This is a genomic window from Kitasatospora azatica KCTC 9699, assembly GCF_000744785.1.
Lineage (GTDB): Bacteria > Actinomycetota > Actinomycetes > Streptomycetales > Streptomycetaceae > Kitasatospora > Kitasatospora azatica.
The window spans coordinates 505015-527051 of the sequence record NZ_JQMO01000003.1 but is presented as its reverse complement, the minus strand read 5'-3'; the positions used below and the strand labels follow the sequence as shown (position 1 = coordinate 527051).

17 protein-coding genes and 1 pseudogene are annotated in these 22037 nt (G+C 70.3%); 11 read left to right on the top strand and 7 right to left on the bottom strand.

Annotation, left to right across the window (positions count from 1 at the left end):
- Positions 1-50 precede the first annotated feature (50 nt).
- From BR98_RS13505 to xdhC, 4 genes are all read left to right on the top strand, one after another.
- Positions 51-2390, top strand: coding sequence for an alpha-L-fucosidase (locus tag BR98_RS13505; protein WP_035844686.1), 2340 nt, complete (start codon positions 51-53; stop codon positions 2388-2390).
- A 484-nt stretch (positions 2391-2874) separates the two neighbouring features.
- Complete coding sequence (locus BR98_RS13500) at positions 2875-4338, top strand: xanthine dehydrogenase small subunit (RefSeq protein WP_035844684.1); 1464 nt, start codon at positions 2875-2877, stop codon at positions 4336-4338.
- Positions 4335-6707 carry a xanthine dehydrogenase molybdopterin binding subunit gene (gene xdhB, locus BR98_RS13495; protein ID WP_035844682.1) on the top strand — a complete coding sequence of 791 codons (2373 nt, stop codon included), beginning with the start codon at positions 4335-4337 and terminating at the stop codon, positions 6705-6707. The genes BR98_RS13500 and xdhB overlap by 4 nt, the downstream gene beginning before the upstream one ends.
- Before the next feature lies 1 nt (position 6708).
- On the top strand, positions 6709-7518 hold the full coding sequence (gene xdhC, locus BR98_RS13490) for a xanthine dehydrogenase accessory protein XdhC (RefSeq protein WP_157537736.1): 810 nt from the start codon (positions 6709-6711) through the stop codon (positions 7516-7518).
- A gap of 79 nt (positions 7519-7597) precedes the next feature.
- On the opposite strand, the gene BR98_RS13485 is transcribed toward xdhC, so the two are convergent.
- Both BR98_RS13485 and BR98_RS13480 read right to left on the bottom strand, forming a co-directional pair.
- Positions 7598-9322 carry a methyltransferase gene (locus tag BR98_RS13485; RefSeq protein WP_035844678.1) on the bottom strand — a complete coding sequence of 575 codons (1725 nt, stop codon included), beginning with the start codon at positions 9320-9322 and terminating at the stop codon, positions 7598-7600.
- 53 nt (positions 9323-9375) lie between these two features.
- A complete protein-coding gene (locus BR98_RS13480) occupies positions 9376-10542 on the bottom strand; it encodes a 4-hydroxybenzoate 3-monooxygenase (protein ID WP_035844676.1) in 1167 nt (388 codons plus the stop codon).
- Positions 10543-10758: 216 nt separating this feature from the next.
- On the opposite strand from BR98_RS13480, the gene BR98_RS13475 reads away from it, so the two are divergent.
- Both BR98_RS13475 and BR98_RS13470 read left to right on the top strand, forming a co-directional pair.
- Positions 10759-11895 (top strand): PP2C family protein-serine/threonine phosphatase, encoded by a 1137-nt coding sequence (locus tag BR98_RS13475; protein WP_051969732.1) that lies wholly within the window; start codon positions 10759-10761, stop codon positions 11893-11895.
- Positions 11896-12042: 147 nt separating this feature from the next.
- On the top strand, positions 12043-14466 hold the full coding sequence (locus BR98_RS13470) for a SpoIIE family protein phosphatase (protein ID WP_232247403.1): 2424 nt from the start codon (positions 12043-12045) through the stop codon (positions 14464-14466).
- 24 nt (positions 14467-14490) lie between these two features.
- Here BR98_RS13470 and BR98_RS13465 read toward each other — a convergent pair whose 3' ends face one another.
- Positions 14491-15681: a CapA family protein gene (locus tag BR98_RS13465; protein ID WP_035844674.1), complete on the bottom strand. Its 1191-nt coding sequence runs from the start codon at positions 15679-15681 to the stop codon at positions 14491-14493.
- Between the two features lie 234 nt (positions 15682-15915).
- Between BR98_RS13465 and BR98_RS13460 the strand changes: the two genes are divergently transcribed.
- Both BR98_RS13460 and BR98_RS13455 read left to right on the top strand, forming a co-directional pair.
- On the top strand, positions 15916-17169 hold the full coding sequence (locus BR98_RS13460) for an MFS transporter (protein WP_035844671.1): 1254 nt from the start codon (positions 15916-15918) through the stop codon (positions 17167-17169).
- A gap of 36 nt (positions 17170-17205) precedes the next feature.
- Positions 17206-17436: a tetratricopeptide repeat protein gene (locus tag BR98_RS13455; protein ID WP_198042218.1), complete on the top strand. Its 231-nt coding sequence runs from the start codon at positions 17206-17208 to the stop codon at positions 17434-17436.
- Positions 17437-17844: 408 nt separating this feature from the next.
- Here the strand turns inward: BR98_RS13455 and BR98_RS13450 are convergent, their stop codons facing one another.
- Complete coding sequence (locus BR98_RS13450) at positions 17845-18372, bottom strand: hypothetical protein (protein ID WP_035844669.1); 528 nt, start codon at positions 18370-18372, stop codon at positions 17845-17847.
- A 250-nt stretch (positions 18373-18622) separates the two neighbouring features.
- Complete coding sequence (locus BR98_RS13445; protein ID WP_035844668.1) at positions 18623-19402, bottom strand: class I SAM-dependent methyltransferase; 780 nt, start codon at positions 19400-19402, stop codon at positions 18623-18625.
- Positions 19403-19425: 23 nt separating this feature from the next.
- Here BR98_RS13445 and BR98_RS41230 point away from each other — a divergent pair.
- Positions 19426-19655 (top strand): annotated as a pseudogene (locus BR98_RS41230) (substrate-binding domain-containing protein); the annotation flags it as partial.
- 64 nt (positions 19656-19719) lie between these two features.
- Positions 19720-20754, top strand: coding sequence for a pyridoxal 5'-phosphate synthase (locus BR98_RS42010; protein WP_083976549.1), 1035 nt, complete (start codon positions 19720-19722; stop codon positions 20752-20754).
- A 6-nt stretch (positions 20755-20760) separates the two neighbouring features.
- Here the strand turns inward: BR98_RS42010 and BR98_RS13435 are convergent, their stop codons facing one another.
- Positions 20761-21006, bottom strand: coding sequence for a 2Fe-2S iron-sulfur cluster-binding protein (locus BR98_RS13435; protein ID WP_035844667.1), 246 nt, complete (start codon positions 21004-21006; stop codon positions 20761-20763).
- 12 nt (positions 21007-21018) lie between these two features.
- Positions 21019-21399, bottom strand: a complete 381-nt coding sequence (locus BR98_RS13430) for a hypothetical protein (RefSeq protein ID WP_035844666.1) — start codon at positions 21397-21399, stop codon at positions 21019-21021.
- Between the two features lie 379 nt (positions 21400-21778).
- On the opposite strand from BR98_RS13430, the gene BR98_RS39310 reads away from it, so the two are divergent.
- Positions 21779-21922, top strand: a complete 144-nt coding sequence (locus BR98_RS39310; protein ID WP_157537734.1) for a hypothetical protein — start codon at positions 21779-21781, stop codon at positions 21920-21922.
- Positions 21923-22037: the final 115 nt, after the last annotated feature.

The following is a 22037-nucleotide window of genomic DNA, read 5'->3' as shown; positions in this document are numbered from 1 at the left end:
GCGCCGACAACCTCAACACCATCGTTCAACGTCGAACAGAAGGAGTTACGGTGCCGGAATCCATCCCGCGCAGATCGGTTCTCGTCGGCGTGGCGGCCATGACGGTTGCCGCCACGGTCGGCTCCGTCGCCATGACGACGCCCGCGTACGCCGCGACGACCGCCGACCCGCTGCCGCTCCCGCCGCTGCGGATCCCGCAGACCGACCTGGGCCTCGAGCAGCAGCCGGACTCCAAGATCCAGTGGCTGATGGACGCCAAGCTGGGGATGTTCATCCACTGGGGCGTGTACGCGGGCCCGGCCAAGGGCGAGTGGTACATGCACAACGCCGCGGTCACCCCGGCGAACTATCAGAAGTTCGTCACCGACGCGACCAGCGAGCAGTTCACCGCCGATGCCTACAACCCGGCGGCCTGGGCCCAGTTGGCGAAGGACTTCGGGGCGAGGTACACGACGCTGACCACCCGCCACCACGACGGCTTCGCGCTGTGGCCGCTGAACCACCCCAACAGCTGGAACTCCGGGCAGGCGCCGCTCAGCCGTGACTTCGTCAAGGACTATGTCGCGGCGGTGCGGGCGGCCGGTCTGAGGGTGGGCCTGTACTACTCGCCGATCGACTGGCGCTACCCCGGCTACTACGACGTGACCGGCACCAACTGCGCGACGAACCCCTGGGGTTACACCACCGATCCCGCGCACAAGGAGAACGCGCGGATCATGAAGACCGAGGTGTACGAGTCGGTCAAGGAGCTGGTCACCCAGTACGGCGTGATCGACGACCTGTGGTGGGACGGCGGCTGGGTCGCGGAGCAGGGCACCGACGCGGCCGGCGCGTTCTTCTGGGAGCCCGGCCAGTTCCGCGACACCGCCAACCAGTGGCCGGTGGACGCCGCGTACGGCGAGACGGACGCCAGTGGCAAGCCGCTGGGCCTGATGGGCATGGTCCGCAAGCACCAGCCCGACATCGTCGCCACCTCGCGCTCCGGCTGGAAGGGCGACTACGACAGCGACGAGGGCCCGGGGGTGCCGAGCGGGGAGATCCGCACGGGCAGGCTGGTCGAGAAGGTCTTCAGCGTCGGTGGCACGTGGGGCTTCTCCAACTCCCCTGTCATGAGCTACGGCACCGCCATGAACATCCTGGTCAACTGCTGGGTGCGGAACATGACCGTGATGGTCAACGTCGGCCCGGACCGGCACGGCACCGTCTCCGACGCCCAGGCCGGCCTGCTGCGGCAGATCGGCACCTTCATGACCGCCTGCGGCCAGTCCGTCTACGGCACCCGCGGCGGCCCGTGGAACCCGGTGGACGGCCAGTACGGCTTCACGTACAAGGACAACACCTTCTACGTCCACCTGCTGCCCGGCTACAGCGGAACCACCTTCACCACCCCGCCGATCGGCGACGCGCAGGTCACCCGGGTGTTCGACGTACGGTCCGGCGGCAGCCTCTCCTCCAGCGTCAGCGCCGACGGCCGGGTCACGATCAACGGCATCGACCGCACCACCCACCCCCAGGACAGCGTCATCGGCGTCGTCCTCGACCGGAGCGTGCAGCCGGCCGACATCGCCCCCGGCCGGACCGCGACCGCCGACAGCGAGGAGAGCTCCAAGGGCAACACCGCGGCCAAGGCGATCGACGGGGCCACCGCCACCCGCTGGTGCGCCAACGACGGCAGCACCGGCCACTGGTTGAAGGTCGACCTCGGCTCGACCCGCTCACTGACCGGCACCCGGATCGCCTGGGAGCTGGACAAGACCAACTACCGGTACAGGATCGAGGGTTCCACCGACAACGCCGCCTGGACCACGTTGGCCGACCTCACCACCACGACCAGCACCAGCCAGGTCCAGGTCTCCCAGTTCCGCACCCAGGCACGGTACATACGCGTCACGGTCACCGGGCTACCGGACGGTGTGTGGGCGTCCATCCGCAGCCTGGAGGTCTACGACCGGCCCTTCGGCGCGGACCTGGGCACCTTCAAACTGGTCAACCGCAGGAGCGGCAAGGTGATGGACGTCAGCGACGCCTCCACCGCCGACGGCGCCAGTGTCATCCAGTGGCCCTGGACCGGCGGCACCAACCAGCAGTGGAAGCTGGTGCCCAACGCGGACGGGTCCTACCGGCTGTCCAACGTCAAGAGCGGCAAGGTCCTCGAGAGCCCCGGCAGCTCCACCCAGGGCGCGAACCTCGACCAGTGGACCGGCAACGGCGGCGACAACCAGGGGTGGCAGCTCGTCCCCTCCACGACCAGCGGCTACTACCGGCTCGTCAACGTCCGCAGCGGGTGGTGCGCCGACGTCAAGGACGCCTCCACCGCCGACGGCGCCCATGTCGTCCAGTGGCCCACCACCGGCGGCGACAACCAGGACTGGCAGATCCTCGCCGTCTGACGGCTGCTGACACCCGCACTCCCGAGGCCCCGCCGCACCCGGACCCACGCGGCGGGGCCCCGCCGCGACCGGCGGCGGGACAGGTCACGCTCTTGACCTCGGTGGCCCGAGCCATTACTTTGCGTCAAGACGCCGACCCGTGACGACCGAAAGGAGGCGACCAGCGGATGTGCACCTGCTCTGATCTCGGTCGCCTCGCCCGCCGCACGGTCTGGGTTCCGGGTCGGATCGCGCACGGCTGCTGAGCACGCCGCTCTGATCTGCCCGGCCAAGGCACCTTCCGGGTTTCCCGTCACCGCCGCCACGCACGTTGCTGTGCGTGCCGTTCCGCGCCCGCTCCTCCCACGTGACCTGCCGGCACATCGCTGTGGGCGTGCCGTTTCCGCGCCCGCTCCTCGCACGTGGCGCGTCTGAACACAGAAAGCTGCCTGACATTGGCGAACATGATGAATCGACCGATCGCGCACCGAATCGAAGGCCTGTCATGGTAGCGGCGCGGATCAAGGTCAATGGGAGAGAAGCACCGATCTCACCGGCCGCGCCGCACACCACGGTGCTGGATTTTCTGCGCGAGCGTGGCCTCACCGGCACCAAGGAAGGTTGCGCCGAGGGTGAATGCGGTGCCTGTTCGGTCCTGGTGGCCCGTCCGGGGGTGAACAAGCCCACCGACTGGGTGGCGGTCAACGCCTGCCTGGTCCCGGTCGCGGCGCTCGACGGTCAGGAGATCGTCACCTCCGAAGGCCTCGCCACCGCCGGCGAACCCGGCAGGCCGCCCACCCTGCACCCGGTGCAGCAGGAGATGGCGGTCCGCGGCGGCTCCCAATGCGGTTACTGCACGCCGGGATTCGTCTGCAGCATGGCCGCCGAGTACTACCGACCCGACCGCTGCGCGCCGGCGGACCCGGCCGACCGCACCGACGCCGAGCACGGTCCGAACGGTTTCGATCTGCACGCGCTGAGCGGAAACCTGTGCCGCTGCACCGGCTATCGTCCGATTCGCGATGCCGCGTTCGCCGTCGGCACGCCTGCCGATGAGGACCCGCTGGCGCAGCGTCGCGAGCAGTCCCCGCCCGCACCGGTTGCCACCGAATACACCCGGGACGACAGCGCGTTCCTGCGCAGGGACACCCTGGCCGAAACGCTGCGGTTGCTGCGTGAGCGGCCCGACGCGGTGGTGGTCGCCGGCTCGACCGACTGGGGCGTGGAGGTCAATATCCGTTCCCGCCGGGCGGATTGCGTGGTCGCCATCGACCGGCTGGCGGAACTGCGGGAGCTGCGGGTCGAATCCGACCGCGTCGAGATCGGGGCGGCGCTGACGCTCACCGAGATCGAACGCCGCCTCGACGGCGCCGTCCCGCTGTTGGCAGAGCTGTTCCCGCAGTTCGCGTCCCGGCTGATCCGCAACGGTGCGACCCTCGGCGGCAACCTGGGGACCGGCTCGCCCATCGGTGACAGCCCGCCGGCGCTGCTCGCGCTGGAGGCGTCGGTGGTGCTCGCCGACGCCGACGGTGAGCGCGAGGTCCCGCTGGCGGACTACTTCACCGGCTACCGGCAGAGCGTGCGCCGTCCCGGCGAGCTGATCCGCACGGTGCGCATCCCGCTGCCGCTGTCGCCGGTCACGGCCTTCCACAAGATCGCCAAGCGTCGCTTCGACGACATCTCCAGTGTGGCAGTCGCTTTCGCGCTCGACATCGAGGACGGGATCGTCCGCAAGGCACGCATCGGCCTGGGCGGTGTGGCCGCCACCCCGATCCGGGCCCTCGCCACCGAGGCGGCCCTGGAGGGCAGGCCGTGGGCGGCGGCGACCGTCGAGGCCGCGGCCGGGGTGCTGCGGGCCGAGGGCACGCCGATGAACGATCACCGCGCCAGCGCCGACTACCGTTGCGCGATGCTCGGCCAGAGCCTGCCGAAGCTGTACGCGCAGACCACCGAGGCGGTGTCGTCATGAGCCAGTTGTCCGAGCGCCCCGCAAAGCCCGTCGTCGGCGTTTCGATGCCGCACGAGAGCGCCGCCCTGCATGTCACCGGCACCGCGCTCTACACCGACGACCTGGTCCATCGCACCAAGGACGTGCTGCACGCCCACCCGGTCCAGGTCATGAAGGCCCACGGCAGGATCACCGAGCTGCGCACAAAGCCCGCGCTCGCCGTGCCCGGTGTGGTCCGCGTGCTGACCGTCGCCGACGTGCCCGGGGTCAACGACGCCGGCATGAAGCACGACGAACCGTTGTTCCCCGACGAGGTCATGTTCTACGGCCACGCGGTCGCCTGGGTGCTCGGCGAGACCCTGGAGGCGGCCCGGCTAGGTGCGGCGGCCGTCGAGGTGGAACTCGACGAACAGCCCTCCGTGATCACGCTGCAGGAGGCGATCGCGGCCGACAGTTTCCACGGCGCCCGGCCGGTGATGCTGACCGGTGACGTCGACGTCGGCTTCGCCGATTCCGCCCACGTGTTCACCGGCGAGCTCCAGTTCTCCGATCAGGAGCACTTCTACCTCGAGACGCACGCGGCGCTGGCCCTGGTCGATGAGAACGGGCAGGTGTTCGTCCAGAGCAGCACCCAGCATCCTTCGGAGACCCAGGAGATCGTCGCGCACGTGCTCGGCCTGCACAGTCACGAGGTGACCGTGCAGTGCCTGCGGATGGGTGGCGGCTTCGGCGGCAAGGAGATGCAGCCGCACGGGTTCGCGGCCGTCGCCGCGCTCGGCGCCAAGCTGACCGGTCGGCCCGTTCGGGTGCGGCTCAACCGGACCCAGGATCTGACCATGTCCGGCAAGCGGCACGGGTTCCACGCCGAGTGGAAGATCGGCTTCGACGCCGACGGCCGTATCCAGGCCCTGGACGCCACCCTGACCGCGGACGGCGGCTGGAGCCTGGACCTCTCCGAGCCGGTGGTGGCCCGGGCGCTGTGCCACATCGACAACACCTACTGGCTTCCCAACGCGCGCATCGCCGGTCGCATCGCCAGGACCAACAAGGTCTCCAACACCGCCTTCCGCGGCTTCGGCGGACCGCAGGGCATGCTGGTGATCGAGGACATCATGGGCCGGTGCGCGCCGCTGCTCGGCCTGGATCCGACGGAGTTGCGGGAGCGCAACTTCTACCGGCAGGGCCAGTCGACGCCGTACGGACAGCCGGTCCTCCAGCCCGAACGGATCTCCGCCGTCTGGCGGCAGGTGCAGGACGACGCCGGCGTCGCCGATCGCGAGCGCGAGATCGCCGCCTTCAATGCCGCGCACCCGAACACCAAGCGGGCACTTGCGATCACCGGCCTCAAGTTCGGCATCTCGTTCAACCTCACCGCCTTCAACCAGGCCGGCGCGCTGGTGCTGATCTACAAGGACGGCTCGGTCCTGATCAACCACGGTGGCACCGAGATGGGCCAGGGCCTGCACACCAAGATGCTGCAGGTGGCCGCGACCACGCTGGGCATCCCGCTGCACAAGGTGCGGCTGGCCCCGACCCGAACCGACAAGGTGCCCAACACCTCTGCCACCGCCGCCAGCGCCGGCGCGGATCTGAACGGTGCGGCGGTGAAGAACGCCTGTGAGCAGTTGCGCGAGCGGCTGCTGCAGGTGGCCGCCACCCAGCTGGGTTCGAGTGCCTCGGACGTGCGGATCGTCGAGGGCGTCGCGCGCACCCTGGGCAGCGACCGGGAGTTGGCCTGGGACGACCTGGTGCGCACCGCGTACTTCCAGCGAGTCCAGCTGTCGGCGGCCGGTTTCTACCGGACCGAGGGCCTGCACTGGGACGCGAAGACGTTCAGGGGCTCGCCGTTCAAGTACTTCGCCTATGGCGCCGCCGCAGCCGAGGTGGAGGTGGACGGCTTCACCGGCGCGTACCGCCTGCGGCGGGTGGACATCGTGCACGATGTCGGCGACAGCCTGTCCCCGATGATCGACATCGGTCAGGTCGAGGGCGGTTTCGTGCAGGGAGCGGGCTGGCTGACACTCGAGGACCTGCGTTGGGACGCCAGCGACGGGCCGAGCCGCGGCCGGCTGCTGACCCAGGCCGCGAGCACCTACAAGCTGCCGAGCTTCTCGGAGATGCCGGAGGAGTTCAACGTCACGCTGCTGGAGAACGCCACCGAGGAGGGCGCGGTATACGGGTCCAAGGCGGTGGGTGAGCCTCCGCTGATGCTGGCCTTCTCGGTGCGAGAGGCGTTGCGGCAGGCCGCCGCCGCGTTCGGGCCGGGCGGGGTCAGCGTCGAGTTGGCCTCGCCCGCAACGCCGGAGGCGGTGTACTGGGCGATCCAGGCGGCTCGCCGGGGCGATGTCCGAACCGACCGAACCGACGCAGAAGCGTTGAGCGGTGCCTGACATGACGTGGGTCGCCGCGGTCGTACGGTTGCGAGCCCGCCGGGAGTCCGGCGTGCTGGTGACCGTCGTGACCGTGCGCGGCCATGCCCCGCGCGAGGCCGGTGCGAAACTCGTCGTGGGGCGCACCGAGACGTGGGGCTCGATCGGTGGCGGCAATGTCGAGGCCGTCGCGATCGATCGGGCCCGGGAGATGATCGCCGCGGCCAAGCCCGAGCCGGAGCTGATCGATTTCGCCCTGAACGACAAGGTGACCAACAGGCACGGCGTGCAGTGCTGCGGCGGCACGGTCTCGGTGCTGCTCGAACCGCTGCCGACGGCACGGGCGGTGGCGATCTTCGGCGTCGGGCACATCGGGCTGGAACTGGCCCGCATCCTGGCACGTCAGGACCTCGACCTCCATCTGATCGACACCCGCTCCGACCTCCTCACCGAGGAGCGGCTCGACGTGCTGGCAGACGCGGTGGCGCAGGTGACCGTGCATCACACGCCGCTGCTGCCGGAGGAGGCGCTGGCCGGGTTGCCGCGCGGCACCCACGTCCTGATCATGACCCATGATCACGCCGAGGACGCCGCGCTGTGCGACGCCGCCCTGCGCACGACCCATCTCGGCTCCATCGGGCTGATCGGGTCGGCGGCCAAGTGGGTGCGGTTCCGCAATCGCCTCGCCACCGAGGGCGGTCACGACGAGGCCACCATCGATCGGATCAAGACCCCGATCGGGCTGGCCGACATCACCGGCAAGGAACCCGCGACCATTGCCGTGAGCGTCGCAGCAGACCTGCTGCGGACCTTCGAAACCGAAGGGGAATGACCCGCCAAGCGGATCGCCAGGGGTGCCCCGCGCTCGTGCGAACGCGCACCTGCGAGGCACCCCTGGCCTGACGGACTCGCTACGGGCTCATCTGATGGGGCGTCCGGTCGGGACCGGGTGTGTCGGCCTTGCGGGCATGGAGCACGGCGGCACCCAGCGGCAGCGGTGCGAGGCTCACGAGTGCCAGCCCCGCGTCGGCGAGCAGCCGGGCGTAGTGGTCGGCACGGCGTTCGCGGCCTCCGACGTTGCACCTCATGTGGAGGTCCCAGGAGGTGGCCAGTGAGGCCGAGTCGTCGGCGGGCAGCACGCGTTCGACGATGAGCAGGTCGGCTTCGGCGTGCATCGCGCGGGCGCAGTGGCGCAGGATCTCCCGGCAGCGGTCGTCGTCCCAGTCGTGCAGGATCCTGGAGAGGATGTAGACGTCGCCGCCCGGCGGCACGTCCGCGAAGTCGCCTGCCAGGTAGGTGCACCGCTCGCCGCGGCCGGCGGCGCCGAGGGACCGACGCGCGGCCTCGACGGCGTGCGGGCGTTCGAGCAGAACACCGTTGAGGCGCGGGTGCGCGGTGAGGATGCGGCCGAGCAGTTCCCCGTTCCCGCCCGCGACATCGACGACCGTCCCGGCGTTCGGTGCCGCACTCGCGGCGGTGACGGCCGGGTGTGCGGGGAGCGGCTCGAACATGCGCGAGCTGGCGGCCATGGACTGGTCGAACAGGTCCGCGAGTTCGGGGCGGCGGGCGAAGTAGTCGAAGTGGTTCTCGCCGAAGAGACGGTCGAAGGCCACCTCCCCGGTCCGCACCGTGTGCCCGAGGCCCGTGAAGGACTGGTAGAACGGGCCGCCGTACATGAGAGCGAGCGGACGCATCGAACCCGGGGCGTTCGCCCGCAGCAGCGCGCCGAGCTCGGTGAGCCGGAAGCCGCGCCGGTCGGTTGCCACCACGTCCAGCATCGCGAGGTAGCGCAGGAGCGCCGCCAGGCTCTCCGGGTCGGCGCAGACGGCTCGCGCCAGCGCCTCGGCGTCGACTCCCGCGTCCGTGTCCATGGTGTCGGGCAGCCGCAGCTCGGCGAAGACGGCCAGGGCCTGGGTCGTCCACGCCCCGGTCAGCAGGCGCAGGAGCGTTTCAGCAGGCTGTCGCGCCTGGTGCTCCGCCAAGTGGGCGGCGAGGACGTCCCGGTGGTCGCCGGGCACATAGAGCTCCACCCGCCGGTATCCGGCCTTGGAATCGGTGGGAGCGGTGAAGTAGAACACCGTGCCGTCCTCGTGCGGGTTGTACCCACCGCCCTCGGCCACCGCGCCGTGCCGCGCCAGGATCGAGCACATGCCGCGCAGGACCAGGGGATCCGGGCGCTCGACCTCGAAGGCGAGGTGCGCCTCGTGCTCCCGGGCACGTTCGTGCTCGGCGATCCCGGCGAGCTCCGAACCCGGTGGCACGGTCAGCGTGAACACCTCGACCGTCCGGCTCGTCCCGTCGGGGCCGGCCACACGCGGACGGACGATCTGAACGTCGAGCTCCGCCGCGTCGCGCCCGTGCCGCGCGGCGAGCCGTTGGCGGACGACCACGCTGGGCCGCGGCGCCACCTCGGCGGCGAGCCCGCAGTCGGCCAGAACGGTGCGCAAGCCCTCCGGAGCCGATGGGAAGATCAGGAGCGCGGCGTGCGAGAAGCGGCAGCGGTCCACCAGCGCTCGCAGTTCCAAGCCGTCCAGCCCGGGCAGCAGGAGCGGCAGCAGGGTCGCGGCGTCCTGTTCCCTGACGAAGTCGACCGTCTCGCGTAACCGGGCCGTGTCACATGGCATTGTCGTCGTCATCGCGGTGCATCCTCATTTCGGTACTGGGGAAAAACGGTTCTCTCAGGCGGGTGTCACACGCCCACGTAGTTCTCGGCGAACCAGTCCTGACAGCTGCGGGAGACGCGCAGCGATTCGAGGCGGGAACGGCGCAGGGAGTCGTGGAACACCGACCCGCCGGCCGAGCCGGGAACGCCGTGCAGCAGCTGGACCATCCACTGCGAGAAGTCCTGTGCGCGCCAGATGTGCGCCAGGCACTGCGCGGAGTAGCGGTCGAGGCCTTCGGCGCTGCCATGGCGGAGATCGTCGATCAGGGCGCGGGCGAGGATCTCCGCCTCGAGCACGGCGAGGTTCGCCCCCTTGGCGGCGGACGGGCTGATCAGGCTCGCGGCGTCGCCCGCGAGGAAGAGCGCGCCGTGGCGCAGAGGCTCGATCACGTCGGACTCCAGGCCGACCAGGGAGCGGTGGACGATCCGGCCCCGGCGCAGCGGGCCGTAGTCCTCGACGCGCATCCGCAGCGCCAGTTCGTCCCAGATCCGGTCCTCGGACCAGGCCTCGGGCGAGCCGTCCCGCTCGCACTGCAGGTAGTAGCGGGTGACCTCGGGGGTTCGGGCCATGTGCCCGGCGAAGCCCCGGCTGTGCACCGCGTAGCCGACGGCGTCCAGACTCGGTGGCGCCTCGGCCAGCAGGCCGAGCCAGGAGACGCCGTGGTCGTGCTGGTGGCGGCGGACCGTGCCGGGCGGGAGCGAGCGCCGTGCCGCGCCGTGCCGGCCGTCGCAGCCGGCGACGTATCTGGCCTGCCACCTGCCCGGCCGGCCGTCGGCCTCGCGCACGGTGACGGAGGGCCGCGGGCCGTCCGCTCCGTGCACGGCCACCGCCGCGGTCTCGAAGCGAACCCGTCCGCCGGCCTCCAGGTACTGCGTCAGCAGATCCGTCACCAGTTCGTGCTGCGGATAGACGGTGTGCCGCTCCCTGCGGCCCAGGCTGCCGTAGTCCAGCCGGAAGCGGCCGTCCTCGCTGCGGAACTCGCAGGTCGCGTGCTCCCGGCCGTTCCGGCGCAGGCCCTCGGCGAGGCCGTGCCGGTCCAGGATCCGGACGGTGTTGGCCGCGAGGAAGCCGGCGCGTGAGCGGGCCTGGACCTGCACCCGGGTGGCACGTTCCAGCACGACACAGTCGACGCCGCTCGCGTGGAGCAGGTTCCCGAGCACCAGGCCGGCGGGCCCGGCGCCGAGGATGACCACGTCGGCTGTGTCACGTGCCGCTGGGATGCTCTGACTTTCCGTCACGAAAATGGATCATAGGCATGGATAAACGCACTGAAGGGACAGATTCACCCGTATGCCGCAGTGGCCGCGGCGACCACTCGCCGGCGGCGATACATCCGTGCACATCGACCGGACCGCGAACTGCGCACATGCCGGATGCAGCGCACTTGGGCGCAGCGCACAGTTGAGGGCATGGACGTCGGACAGCGCTCACCAGGTGAGCACCCCTGGGGTCGCACCCCCGCCCTGGTGCTGGTACCGATCGCCCTCGTCGTGGGGCTCACCGTCGCGATTCTCCAGTCGCCCGCCGCAGCCCATCTCGGCCCGCTGCTCGTGATCGCCCCCGCCCTGACCCCCTCCCTGGCCGGGCCCCGGGTCACCGCCGCCGTCGGAGCGCTCACCGTCGCCGCCGGCATCCTCATCGCCGTCCTGCGCGGTGGCCTGACCGCGGGCGGCCACCTGGCACAGCTCGTCGCACTCGCCGCGCTGTCGACGATGATCGTGTTCTTCACGGTGGTCCGGGAACGCCGCAGCCGGCAGCTCGCCCGTGCCCAGTCGGTGGCCGAAGCCGCTCAGCGTGCTCTGCTGCGCCCGATTCCCGAACAGATCGGCTCCCTGCAGATCGCCACCGTGTACCTGGCCGCGGAGTACGAGGCACAGATCGGCGGCGACCTCTACACCGCGACCCGCAGCGGCAGCGGGACGCGGATGATCGTCGGAGACGTCCGGGGGAAGGGCCTGGCCGCGGTCGGCGAGTCCGCCCTGCTGCTCAGTGCCTTTCGGCTCATCGCCGCACAGCACGCCACGCTGCCCGACCTCGCCTGCACGCTGGACCACAACGTCAGCCGCTTCCTGCTCGACTTCGCCCAGACGGACAGCGAGACCGAAGAGCACTTCGTCACCGCCCTGTTCCTCGACATCCCCGACGACGCCCCGGTGGCTCACCTGACCAACTGCGGGCACCCGGCACCGCTGCTGCTGCGCCACGATCGCGTCGTCCTGCTCGACGGCGCGGGCGCCGCACCGCCCTTGGGCCTTGGCAGTCTGGTGGCGGACGACTACCCGGACGACACGTTCCGCTTCGAGGTCGGGGACACCCTCCTGCTCTACACCGACGGTGTGGTCGAGGCCCGTGACCGCGCCGGGGTGTTCTACCCACTTGCCGAACGGGTCGCCCGCTGGACCGGTTGCACGCCGGAGGCACTGGTCAACCACATCCGCCGCGATCTGCTGGCTCATGCCGGCGGGCGCCTCGGGGACGACGCAGCCGTCGTGGCCGTCCAGCGCACGGCCGGACGGCCCGGTCACGGTCTGCACGGACTGCTGTAGGCGGCGGCCTGCGCGGCAGATCCGGCACAGCGACAGCAAGGGGCCGGCACCGGGCGCCGCTACCTGGCAGGAGCGGAGCCCGGTGCGTGACCGGCCTGGTCAGGGGATCCTGGTCAAGTGAGAGGTTGGAAGGCGAGGTGGTCGGCCATGAACGCCCAAGCCGGTGCCGGCCGACCCGGCGCCGCCATGGTCGCCGCCGTCGCGGTGGCGGGACCCGACGGGGAGCTGGCGGGCTGGAGTTCCGGTGCGCAGGACCTGCTCGGCTACTCCGCTGCCGAGGTCGTCGGCCGGCCTGCCACGGCGCTGCTCGGCGGCGGCCTGCCCGCGTCGGCCCGCGAGCGGCTCGCCGCGCAGCAGGAGTGGGTGGGACGGGTCGCCCTCCGGCACCGCGACGGCCACCCGGTGGACTGCCTGCTCCGCGCTTGTCCGCTGCGAGCCGCTGAGGTGCGGGCCGGCTGGCTGTTCGAGGCCGAACCGCTGGCGGCCGGCGCGGCCTCCTACGAGGACGAGCGGGCGAACGACACGCTGCTGCGCTGGGCGTTCGACCAGTCCCCGTTCGCCCTCGCGATCTACGACACCGAGGGCCGGTTCCTGCGCATCAACGAGCCGATGGCCCGCCAGCTCGCCGCCCCCGAAAACGAGGTTCGCGGCCTGAGGATCACCGAGCACATGCCCGATCCGGCGTTCCGGTTGCCCGAGCGCTACGTCGACCGGGTGGCGGCGACCGGCGAGCCCGAGCACGTCGAGAACTTCGTCCGCGTCCCGGGGGAGCCCAGCCCGCACGCCTGGATCGTGCACTTCGCCCCGCTCAAGGACCAGGCCGGGACGGTGCACGGTGTCCAACTGGCCGCGCTCGACTTCTCCGAGCAGGCAGCCGCCCGTGAGCGTCTCGCGCTTCTGGACCGGGCCAGCCGGTCCATCGGCAGCAGCCTGGACGTCGTCCGCACCGCCCAGGAGCTGGCCGACGTCGCCGTGCCCGTCTGCGGCGACTTCGTCTCGGTCGACCTGCTGGAGCCGGTACTGCGCGGCGAGGAGCCGGCCCCGATCCTCGCCGATGCCCACCTCCTGCTGCGGCGCGCGGCCGTGTGCGCCACGGTGCCGCCGGCGGTCGAGCTCGGTCGCACCGCGAGCTACCCGGAGTCCTCACCGGTCGCCCGCTGCCTCGCCACCGGGCAGGGCGCTATCCACCACATCACCGACCCCGAGATCGCCCACTGGCTCGCCGAGGACCCGGAACGGGCCGCCTGGGTGCGCGAGTACCGCCCCCACTCCATGCTCGCCGTGCCGCTGCGTGCCCGCGGTACGAACCTCGGAGCCATCCTGTGCGTCCGCCTGGCGCCGCACACCGCTCCGTACGGCCCGGAGGACCTGCGGATCGCCGAGGAGCTCGCGACCCGTGCCGCCGTCTGCATCGACAATGCCCGCCGGTACACCGGGGAACGCACCACCGCCCTCGCGCTCCAGCACAGTCTGCTGCCCCAGGAACTGTCGGAGCAGGTCGCCGTGGAAGTCGCGGGCCGCTACCTGCCCGCCGACTCCCGGGCCGGCGTCGGTGGCGACTGGTACGACGTCATTCCGCTCTCCGGGGCCCGCGTCGCCCTGGTCGTCGGTGACGTGGTCGGTCACGGCATCCACGCCTCCGCCGCGATGGGCCGACTGCGCACGGCAGTGCGCACCCTCGCCGATGTCGACCTCGCCCCCGACGAACTGCTCGCCCACCTGGACGACCTGGTGATCCGGCTCGGCACCGGACGCGCCGCCGACGTGCACGCCCCCGACTCGGACCTCGGCGCCACCTGCCTCTACGCGGTCTACGACCCGGTGTCGCGGATCTGCTCACTGGCCAGTGCCGGCCATCCCGATCCCGCCGTGGTCACCCCCGACGGCACCGTGGACTTCCTGCGCCTGCCCACCGGCCCACCCCTGGGACTGGGTGGACTGCCCTTCGAATCCGTCGACCGCCGGCTTCCGGAGGGCAGCCTCCTCGCGCTGTACACGGACGGCCTCATCGAGACCCGACACCGCGACGTGGACGTCGGCCTGGACGCCCTGCTCACCGCGCTCGGCGGTGCGGAGCCCTCGCTGGAGAACACCTGCGACCTCGTGCTCGGGGCCATGCTCGCCGAGCCCAACCCCGACGACGTCGCGCTGCTCGTCGCCCGGACCCGGGCGCTGGACGCCGAGCAGGTCGCGGAGTGGGAGGTGCCCAGTGACCCCGCCGTCGTCGCCGAGGCACGGGCCCGGGCGACGGCCCAACTCCAAGCCTGGGGCCTGGATGCCCTCGCCTTCGTCACCGAACTCGTCGTCAGCGAGCTGGTCACCAATGCGATCCGGTACGCCGCCCCGCCGGTCCGGCTCCGGCTGATCAAGGAGCGGACGCTGGTCTGCGAGGTCTCCGACGCCAGCAGCACCGCCCCCCACCTGCGCCGTGCCCGCACCTATGACGAGGGCGGACGCGGGCTGATGCTCGTCGCCCAGCTCACCGACCGCTGGGGTACCCGCCACACCGGTACCGGGAAGACCATCTGGGCCGAGCAGGCGCTGCCCGGCGGGACCGGCGAGGTACGGTGACGGGGCCTTCGACGGGCCTGCCGCTCAAGGGGCCGTCGTCAGTCCCGCGGCGGCACCACCGCGGCTGAGCACGACCGACCGAATGTGCTCCAGGGCGCGCGCGTAGTCGCTGCGACCGGGGTCGCGCCGGACCGCCTCGGTCAGGTTGAGGACTCGGTAGGGCGGGCCGAGATCGGTGAGCTGCGGGATGAACTCGGCCTTGCTGACGGTCCACCGCTGTCCTCCTGGACCCGGTGGGGAGAAGGTGAACCGGGCGATGGAGCTCCAGTTGCCTCGCGGGTCCTCCGCCCCGGAGTAGTTGAACATGTGTCCGGCGAGCTGGTCGCCCATTCCGTAGACCGTCCAGATGCCGTTGACCTTCTCGTACGCCTGCGGGATGTGGGCGTGGGTGCCGAGGATCAGATCGATGTCCTGCCGGCCGTCACTCTGCCGGGACGTCAGATCGGCAGCGAGGGTGAGCTGTTGTTCGTTCGGCTCGTCCTGCCACTCGGTGCCCCAGTGGACGCTGACCACCACGATGTCCGCCCCGGCAGCACGCGCGGCCCGTGCGTCGGCGAGGATTCGGTCCCGGTCGATGAGATTGACCGCCCAGGGCTGCCCTTCGGGCAGCGGGATGCCGTTGGTGGCGTAGGTGTAGGCGAGCTGGGCCACGGTGGCGCCACCCGCCTTGAGCAGCGCGGGCCTGCCGGCCTCGTCCGCGCTGCGTGCGGAGCCCGTGTGCTTCAGGCCCACGGCGTCCATGGCGTCGAGCGTGCGCCGGATGCCTGCGGAACCGTCGTCGAGGGTGTGGTTGGAAGCCGTGTCACAGGAGGTGTAGCCGGCGTCCTTGAGGGCCCGGGCGACCTGAGGGGGTGATTTGAAGGACGGATAGCCGGTGAACGGCCCGCCGTCGGGACCGTAGACGGTCTCCATGTGGCAGATGGCCAGGTCCGCGCTGCTGATCACCGGTTTGACACCGGCGAGCATCTTGGTGAAGTCGTACCCGCTGCCTCCGGCGTCCTCCGCGGCCTGGCGGATGATCTCGGTGTGGGGCAGGACGTCGCCCGTGGCGACCAGCGTGAATGCCCGTGGGCCGGTGGGGGAGGAGGCGACCGCGGAGCCCGCATCCCGAGGAGGCGAGGGTGCGGTCGGCCGGGTGGCCGGGCCGCCGCACCCGGCGACGGTGACGAGCAAGGCCACGGTTGCGATGAGGGCCTGACGGCTTGGCAGACGCATGGTCGGCTCATCTCACGATCGGACATCACGTGGTTCCGACTATGCGGGTGGTCGGCCGACGGATCCGGGATCCACGCCCCTGTTGTCATCCCGTTGGGGGCCGACGGATCGCTGTCGGACATCTGGTGTTCCGCCGTTGCCTCACTAACATGAGGAACACTCGTATTTATCGGAGATGGATACGCGTGCCGCGAGCTGATCGCCCGGCAGCGCCAGGGGAGATGAGTCAGCCTCATGATATCTGCGGACGTCGAACTCCCCGCCGCCCTCGCCGAACCCCGCACCCGGGTGGGCCCGGGCTGGACGGCGGCGCTCAGCCTGGCCAACCTCGCCGTCTTCCTGGGCTTCTTCACGCCGATCCAGATCCTGCTCCCGTCGCAGTTGGAGCGCCTGGACGCCGTGCACAAGGCTGGCCTGCTCTCCTGGGTGACCGGTATCGGTGCCGTGGTCGCCATGCTGGTCAACCCGTTGGCCGGTGCGGTCTCCGACCGTACGACCTCGCGCTTCGGACGTCGGCGTCCGTGGATCCTGGTCGGTGCGCTGGTCGGCGCTGGTGGACTGTTGCTCACGGCCGGCCAACATGGGCTGGTCGGTATCGCCGTCGGATGGGCGGTTGCCCAAGCAGGACTGAATGTCATGCTTGCCGGTGTCACTGCGCCGGTGGCCGACCAGGTGCCCGTAGGGCAGCGGGCCGTGGTGTCCGGCTGGACGGGGATCAGCCAGTCACTGGGGCTGGTGGTCGGCGCGGTGCTGGTGACGGTGCTGGTCGGCGGCGTCTTGAGCGGTTACGCGGTGACGGCGGCCATGACGGTGGTGCTGGCGCTGCCGTTCGTCCTGTGCTTCCGTGACCCGCTGCTGCCCCGTGAGCTGAGGGCTCCGCTCAACTTCGCTGTGATGGTGGCTGGTTACTGGGTGAGCCCGCGCCGCTATCCGGACTTCGGCTGGGCCTGGCTGACCCGGTTTCTGATCAATCTCGGGAATGCGATCGGCACGCTCTACCTGCTCTACTACCTCACCGACGCCGTGCACTACCACTCGCCCGACACCGGCGTGCTGATCCTCACCGCCGTCTACACCCTCGCCGCGCTGGGCACTGCGATCCCGTCCGGCGTGATCTCCGACCGCACCGGACGGCGTCGTGCGCTGGTAGTCGCCTCCTGCGCGGTGATGGCCGCCGCCGCACTGCTGCTGGCCCTGATCCACACCTGGCCCGCCACCGTCGTGGCCGCCGCCGTCCTCGGTGCCGGCTACGGCGTCTACCTCGCCGTCGACCAGGCACTGATCACCCAGGTGCTGCCCACCGCGGCCGACCGGGCCAAGGACCTGGGCGTGATCAACATCGCCAACTCCGGCCCCCAGGTACTCGCGCCCGCCCTCGCCGCCCCCATCGTCGCTGACGCCGGCGGCTACTTCGGCCTCTACCTGACCACGGCTCTGGTCACCTTGCTCGCCGGCGTCCTCGTCCACCGCATCCGCGGTGTTGCTTGACCGGGGCGAGCAGCGAGGCTGGCGATGACGTTGGGGGTGGAACTTCATCGCCCGGACGCTGCTCTGCGGCACGGCGCCCAGGCCGAGGCATACTCCCCGCACACCCATACTGGCGCCGCCCTGTACCAGGCCTTCGTGCAGCTGGTGTCTTACCACAGCACGGGCCGCAACGACGAGGCCATCGCCGTCGGAGAGCAGGTTCTGGCTGCCCGCAGTCGGCTCCTGGGCCCCCACCACCCCCAGACCCACACCGCCCCGGGCTCCTGACGTCCAGGGACCCGGGGCGGTGCCATCCGCTCGCCGTCTGGGCGGGCACTCGGAGAGCACATCCGGAAGGCAGCGAGCGGAAGTTGACCCTACGTTGATTGCCGGGGCTACCCGAACGAGAGGTGTGCATCTCCATGGCTGGGAAGTTCGAGTTGTACGTGAACTCATGGACGGTCCCCCCGACCTGACGATGCGTAGCCACTGGGCTATCTGATCCCCTTGCTCAGGCGAGACATGGACCACGACTTGAAAGAGATCTTCGTCAAAGAGCTGAAGGGTGGGGGAGCACGAACCTCGACGGCATGGACCAGATCTACCCCACCGAGATCCCCGAAAGGGCCCCCACACTCCCCAACACCAGGAACGTGGCCGCTGAGTGATCGGCGACGCGCGTCGGAGAGAGGGAAGTCAGTACAGGTTTCTGTCGGCTCGGGCGTGGAAGGACTCGACACCGCGCCAGGGCGACGGGCCCCCCAGGGACCGGTCCAGGCGCTTCAGGGACGGGTCGAGGGAGAGCCGCGCCGCATTGATGAACTTCAGGTGAGCCTCTGTCAATGCGGTATGGATCGGCCGCAGTTCCTCCAAGTCGGTCGGCTGACGACCATGGAACAGGATGGTGAAATCCTCCACGACATCGCAGAGCTGCTCCGCCGCTGCACTGGTCGCCGGGTCCGCGACCAGGCTGACCGAGTGCGAGGCGGCCACGAAGGGATCCCAGGCGACTACCGGCCTGCGCTCTTCGAGGAAGGCCTCGCGCATCTCAGCCTCCACGGCTCCGAACGCCTGCAGGAACTTCTCGTAGGCTGCGGTCTGCGTTGCCTGCAGCCATTGCCGGTTCTGGCCGCGGCGCCCGACGATACCGCCTGCGAGGACGCCAACGACGGTGGCGGTGACACCACCTGCCGTGGATATCAGCAGGTCCCATGAGACAGTCAAGCCACATCTCCTCACGATGGATGAGTAGGGGGCACGCTCTGGCTGCCCCACGCAGGACATCGTCACCAACGGAGCAAGCGTCAATTCTCGCTGGACGCCGATGAGATGCACGATGTCAGTGCGTCACCCGCAGGCGCTTGGGATGCCTCACCCGCCAAGGCTTCCTCCCCCCAGGCCGGACGAGGCGGCTACCAGCAACGGACTTGACGTCCCCTCACGTCACAGCGCGAGCGGAGCTGCGACGCAGGTATCAGGCCGGAACGGACCGGATCACAACCAACGAGCCCTCGTAAAAAGGCTGTTGCCGCAGGGCGCCGAACCGGGCGTCCCATGCTCCGCTGGCCAGGTCGCGCCGCAAATCCGCGGCAAATCGTTCGCGTGAGTGCTCGTCGACGAAGCTCCACGCCGAGCACGCCTGTCGAGCACCGGGGTCGAGCAGCATCTCGGGGCGCGCGTAGTACGCCTCGTTGAAGCCGTCGGTGCAGTCGACGGGTATCGGCACCCGGGTCACCGTCGTGTGTCCGCCGAGAGTCCCGGTCAGATCCGCGATCACCGGGTAACGGCGCGCCTCCGTGTCCAACACCTCCGGCGCGTACTCGTACAGCCAGAAGTCCCGAACGAGATCAGGGTCGCAGGTCAGCACGACGACGGGGCCGCGCGCCACCCGGCGCATCTCGCGCAGCCCTGCCTTGAAGTCGCTCCACTGGTGCACACTGAAGGTGGTCATGGCCGCGTCGAACGCGTCGTCGCCGAACGGCAGGTTCTCGGCCACGGCATCGACGGCGGCTGACAGGTGTGCGGGGCGCTGGGCACGCATCGACGCCGACGGCTCAACCGCAGTCACCTCCAGCGTCGCCGACTCGTATGACCCCGCCCCGGCCCCGACATTGACCACTGTGCGCGCCCCACCCAGGGCGGCGGTGATCGCCTGCTCGATCCTTGCGTCCGGCTGCCGGTAGGTGGCGTACCCGCCGCCTATCGTGCCGTAGTCCGCATCCCCTGCGCTGCCGTCCGCCCCGCGTTCGCTCACGATCCAAACCTAGCCACGCTGTCAAGACTTCCGTCCCGGCCCCGGTGGAGGGCGTGGACTTCCCCGAGTCGGCCGACGCCGTCAACGACTCCCCGTCACCTTGTTGATGGACTTCAAGAACGCCGAGGCCGCCAAGGCGTTCATCGCGCTTGTGCGGTCCGCCGAGGGCCGGAAGAGCCTGACCGAGTCCGGGTTCCTCAAGCCGTGTCGTCCGTCGCCGGGCCGTGTCGGCCGTGGAAAGCGAGCCTGGTAGCCCGTCCACGCACCCGAAGGGCCGGGTCTGCCGCCTGCTGGCCGAGTGTAGGAGACTTTGCCGCATGGCTGATCCGACCGCGCCCGCTCAGACCGTCCACCACCTCTTCTCCTACGGCACCCTGCAACTGCCCGAGGTGCAGCTCTCCCAGTTCGGCCGCTTGCTTCAGGGCACCGCCGACGCGCTGCCCGGCCACCGCATGACGACCATCCAGATCACCGATCCCGCCGTGATCGAGGCCAGCGGCACCGACCGGCACCCGCTGGTCGTCGTCTCCACGGACCCGGATGACGCCGTCGAGGGCCAGGTCTTCACGATCAGCGACGACGAACTGGCCATGGCCGACGCCTACGAGGTCGACGACTATGCCCGGGGCGAGGTCACCTTGCGGTCGGGAACCCGTGCGTGGGTCTATCTGGAGCGCAGGAACGCCGAGCAGACCGTGGGCGTGCGGGAGTGGCTGCGGAGCCTGGAGGTCTTCGCCGGCCCGCTGGCCGACTTCGATCCGGCCGCCGCTCCCGCCGATCCGGTCGAGTTGTTCCTGGGCTGGCTGCGGGAGGCGGTCGCGGTGGGTGTGCCTGATCCGCACGCCATGACCCTGTCGACGGTCGGTGAGGACGGCGGTCCGGACGCCCGGGTGCTGATCCTCAAGAACGTGGACGGCGACGGCTGGCAGTTCGCCGTGCACGCCGGCAGTCCCAAGGGCCGTCAGTTGGCCGACCGGCCTCGCGCGGCGCTTACCTTCTACTGGCCCCTGCTGGGGCGGCAGGTTCGGGTGCGGGGTGCCGTCGAGCCCGCGCCGGCCGAGCAGAGCGCCGCCGACCTGTTGGCCCGTTCGTCCTCCGCCCGTGCCGAGGTTCTGCTGGGCCGTCAGAGCGAGCACCTGGCCGACACCGAGGAGCGTGACCGGGCTCTGCGTACGGCACTGGCCCGGATCGAGTCGGAACCCGCTCTGGTCAGTCCGGAGTGGAGGCTCTGCACGCTCGTGCCGACGGCGGTCGAGTTCTGGCAGGCGGACAAGGGCCGCCTGCACGACCGGCTGCGCTACGAACGCCCCGACCGCCACAGCGCATGGGAGCGCCACGCGCTGTGGCCGTAGCCCTGCTCAGAACCCCAGCACGAGTTCGGGGCTGCGGGCGCGCGAGCAGCAGATGGTGATCTGGTTGTTCGCGGCCCGCTCCTCGTCCGTCTGGACCTCGTCGCGGTGGTCGGGTTCTCCGGCCAGGACCGGGGTGAGGCAGGCACCGCAGATGCCCTGTTCGCAGGAGAGCTCGACTTCGACGCCGTTGGCGGTGAGGACCTCGGCGATGGACGCAAGAACGGCCCGCCAGCCGAGCTGACGGTCCGTCATGCAAGATCGAGGTTAGATCGGGCAGGCGTGCAGGATTCCCTGCATGTTGTTGTACGTGTTGCTCGACCAGACGGCGTGTCCGCCATCGGTGTAGACCACGAGGTTTCCGTCGTCCTGAACACTCATGTGCCCGAACGGGGCGGCGGCACCTGCGTTGATCGTGCACTCATCCTTGGGGAAGGTCCCCAGGTGCCACAGGTGGATGGTCCCGTCGGAGTGAAAGTTGACGCGATCGATGTGGTTGGCGAAGCCTGTGCTGCCGTCGTCGCTGCCGGCGGCCCACATGGCATGCCCATCGCTGTTGCGGTAGAGGACGAGGTTGCCGTCGCACTGGAACACCAGGTGGACCGTGTTCGAGGTCAGCGAGGTGCCACAGGTCCAGTCGGGAGTCACCGCCGCCGAGGCCGAGGTACGCGAACCCCTGGACTGCGTAGATATGGCCGACATGACCAGGGGACACCAACTCGGGCTCCTCCGGGGTAGGCCGCGTCCGCGGCTGCGGATCGGAGTGCGCGACGACGCCGCGAACCCCCGCTCGGCCGCCAGCGTCAGCACGCCCTGCAGCCGGCCCCGGGCGGCTCGCCCGGCCCCGGCTCCTCGTCGACCCGTTGCAGCCCGAACGCCATGCTGACGGCCGGCCAGAAGCCGTTCTGTTACGAGGCCGGTACGGATACCCGTCACTACGCGAGCGGCAGTGGTCTGGTTCCGTCGTGGTTCTAGGATGGCCGACGGCGTTCGAACGGAAGGGGACAGGATGAGGTTCGCAGTCGGAATGTTCTTTCTGGTGCTGGGGATGACCGGTGTCGGGTTCTTCAGCAAGTTCGAGCGCGGTTGGTACAACTGGGACGGGCGCCAGCGGATCGGCGTCCTGGGCAGCTTCCTCGTGATGCTGACAGGCATGATCGTCCTGGGCTGACCGTCGCCCGTTGACACGCAGCAGTCGGCTCCCGTAGTGGTGGGCCTGGGCGAACCGCCGGGCCGGGCCCTCCGCCAGCACCATGCACCGGTACGCCTCCGGGTCGAACCCTCCC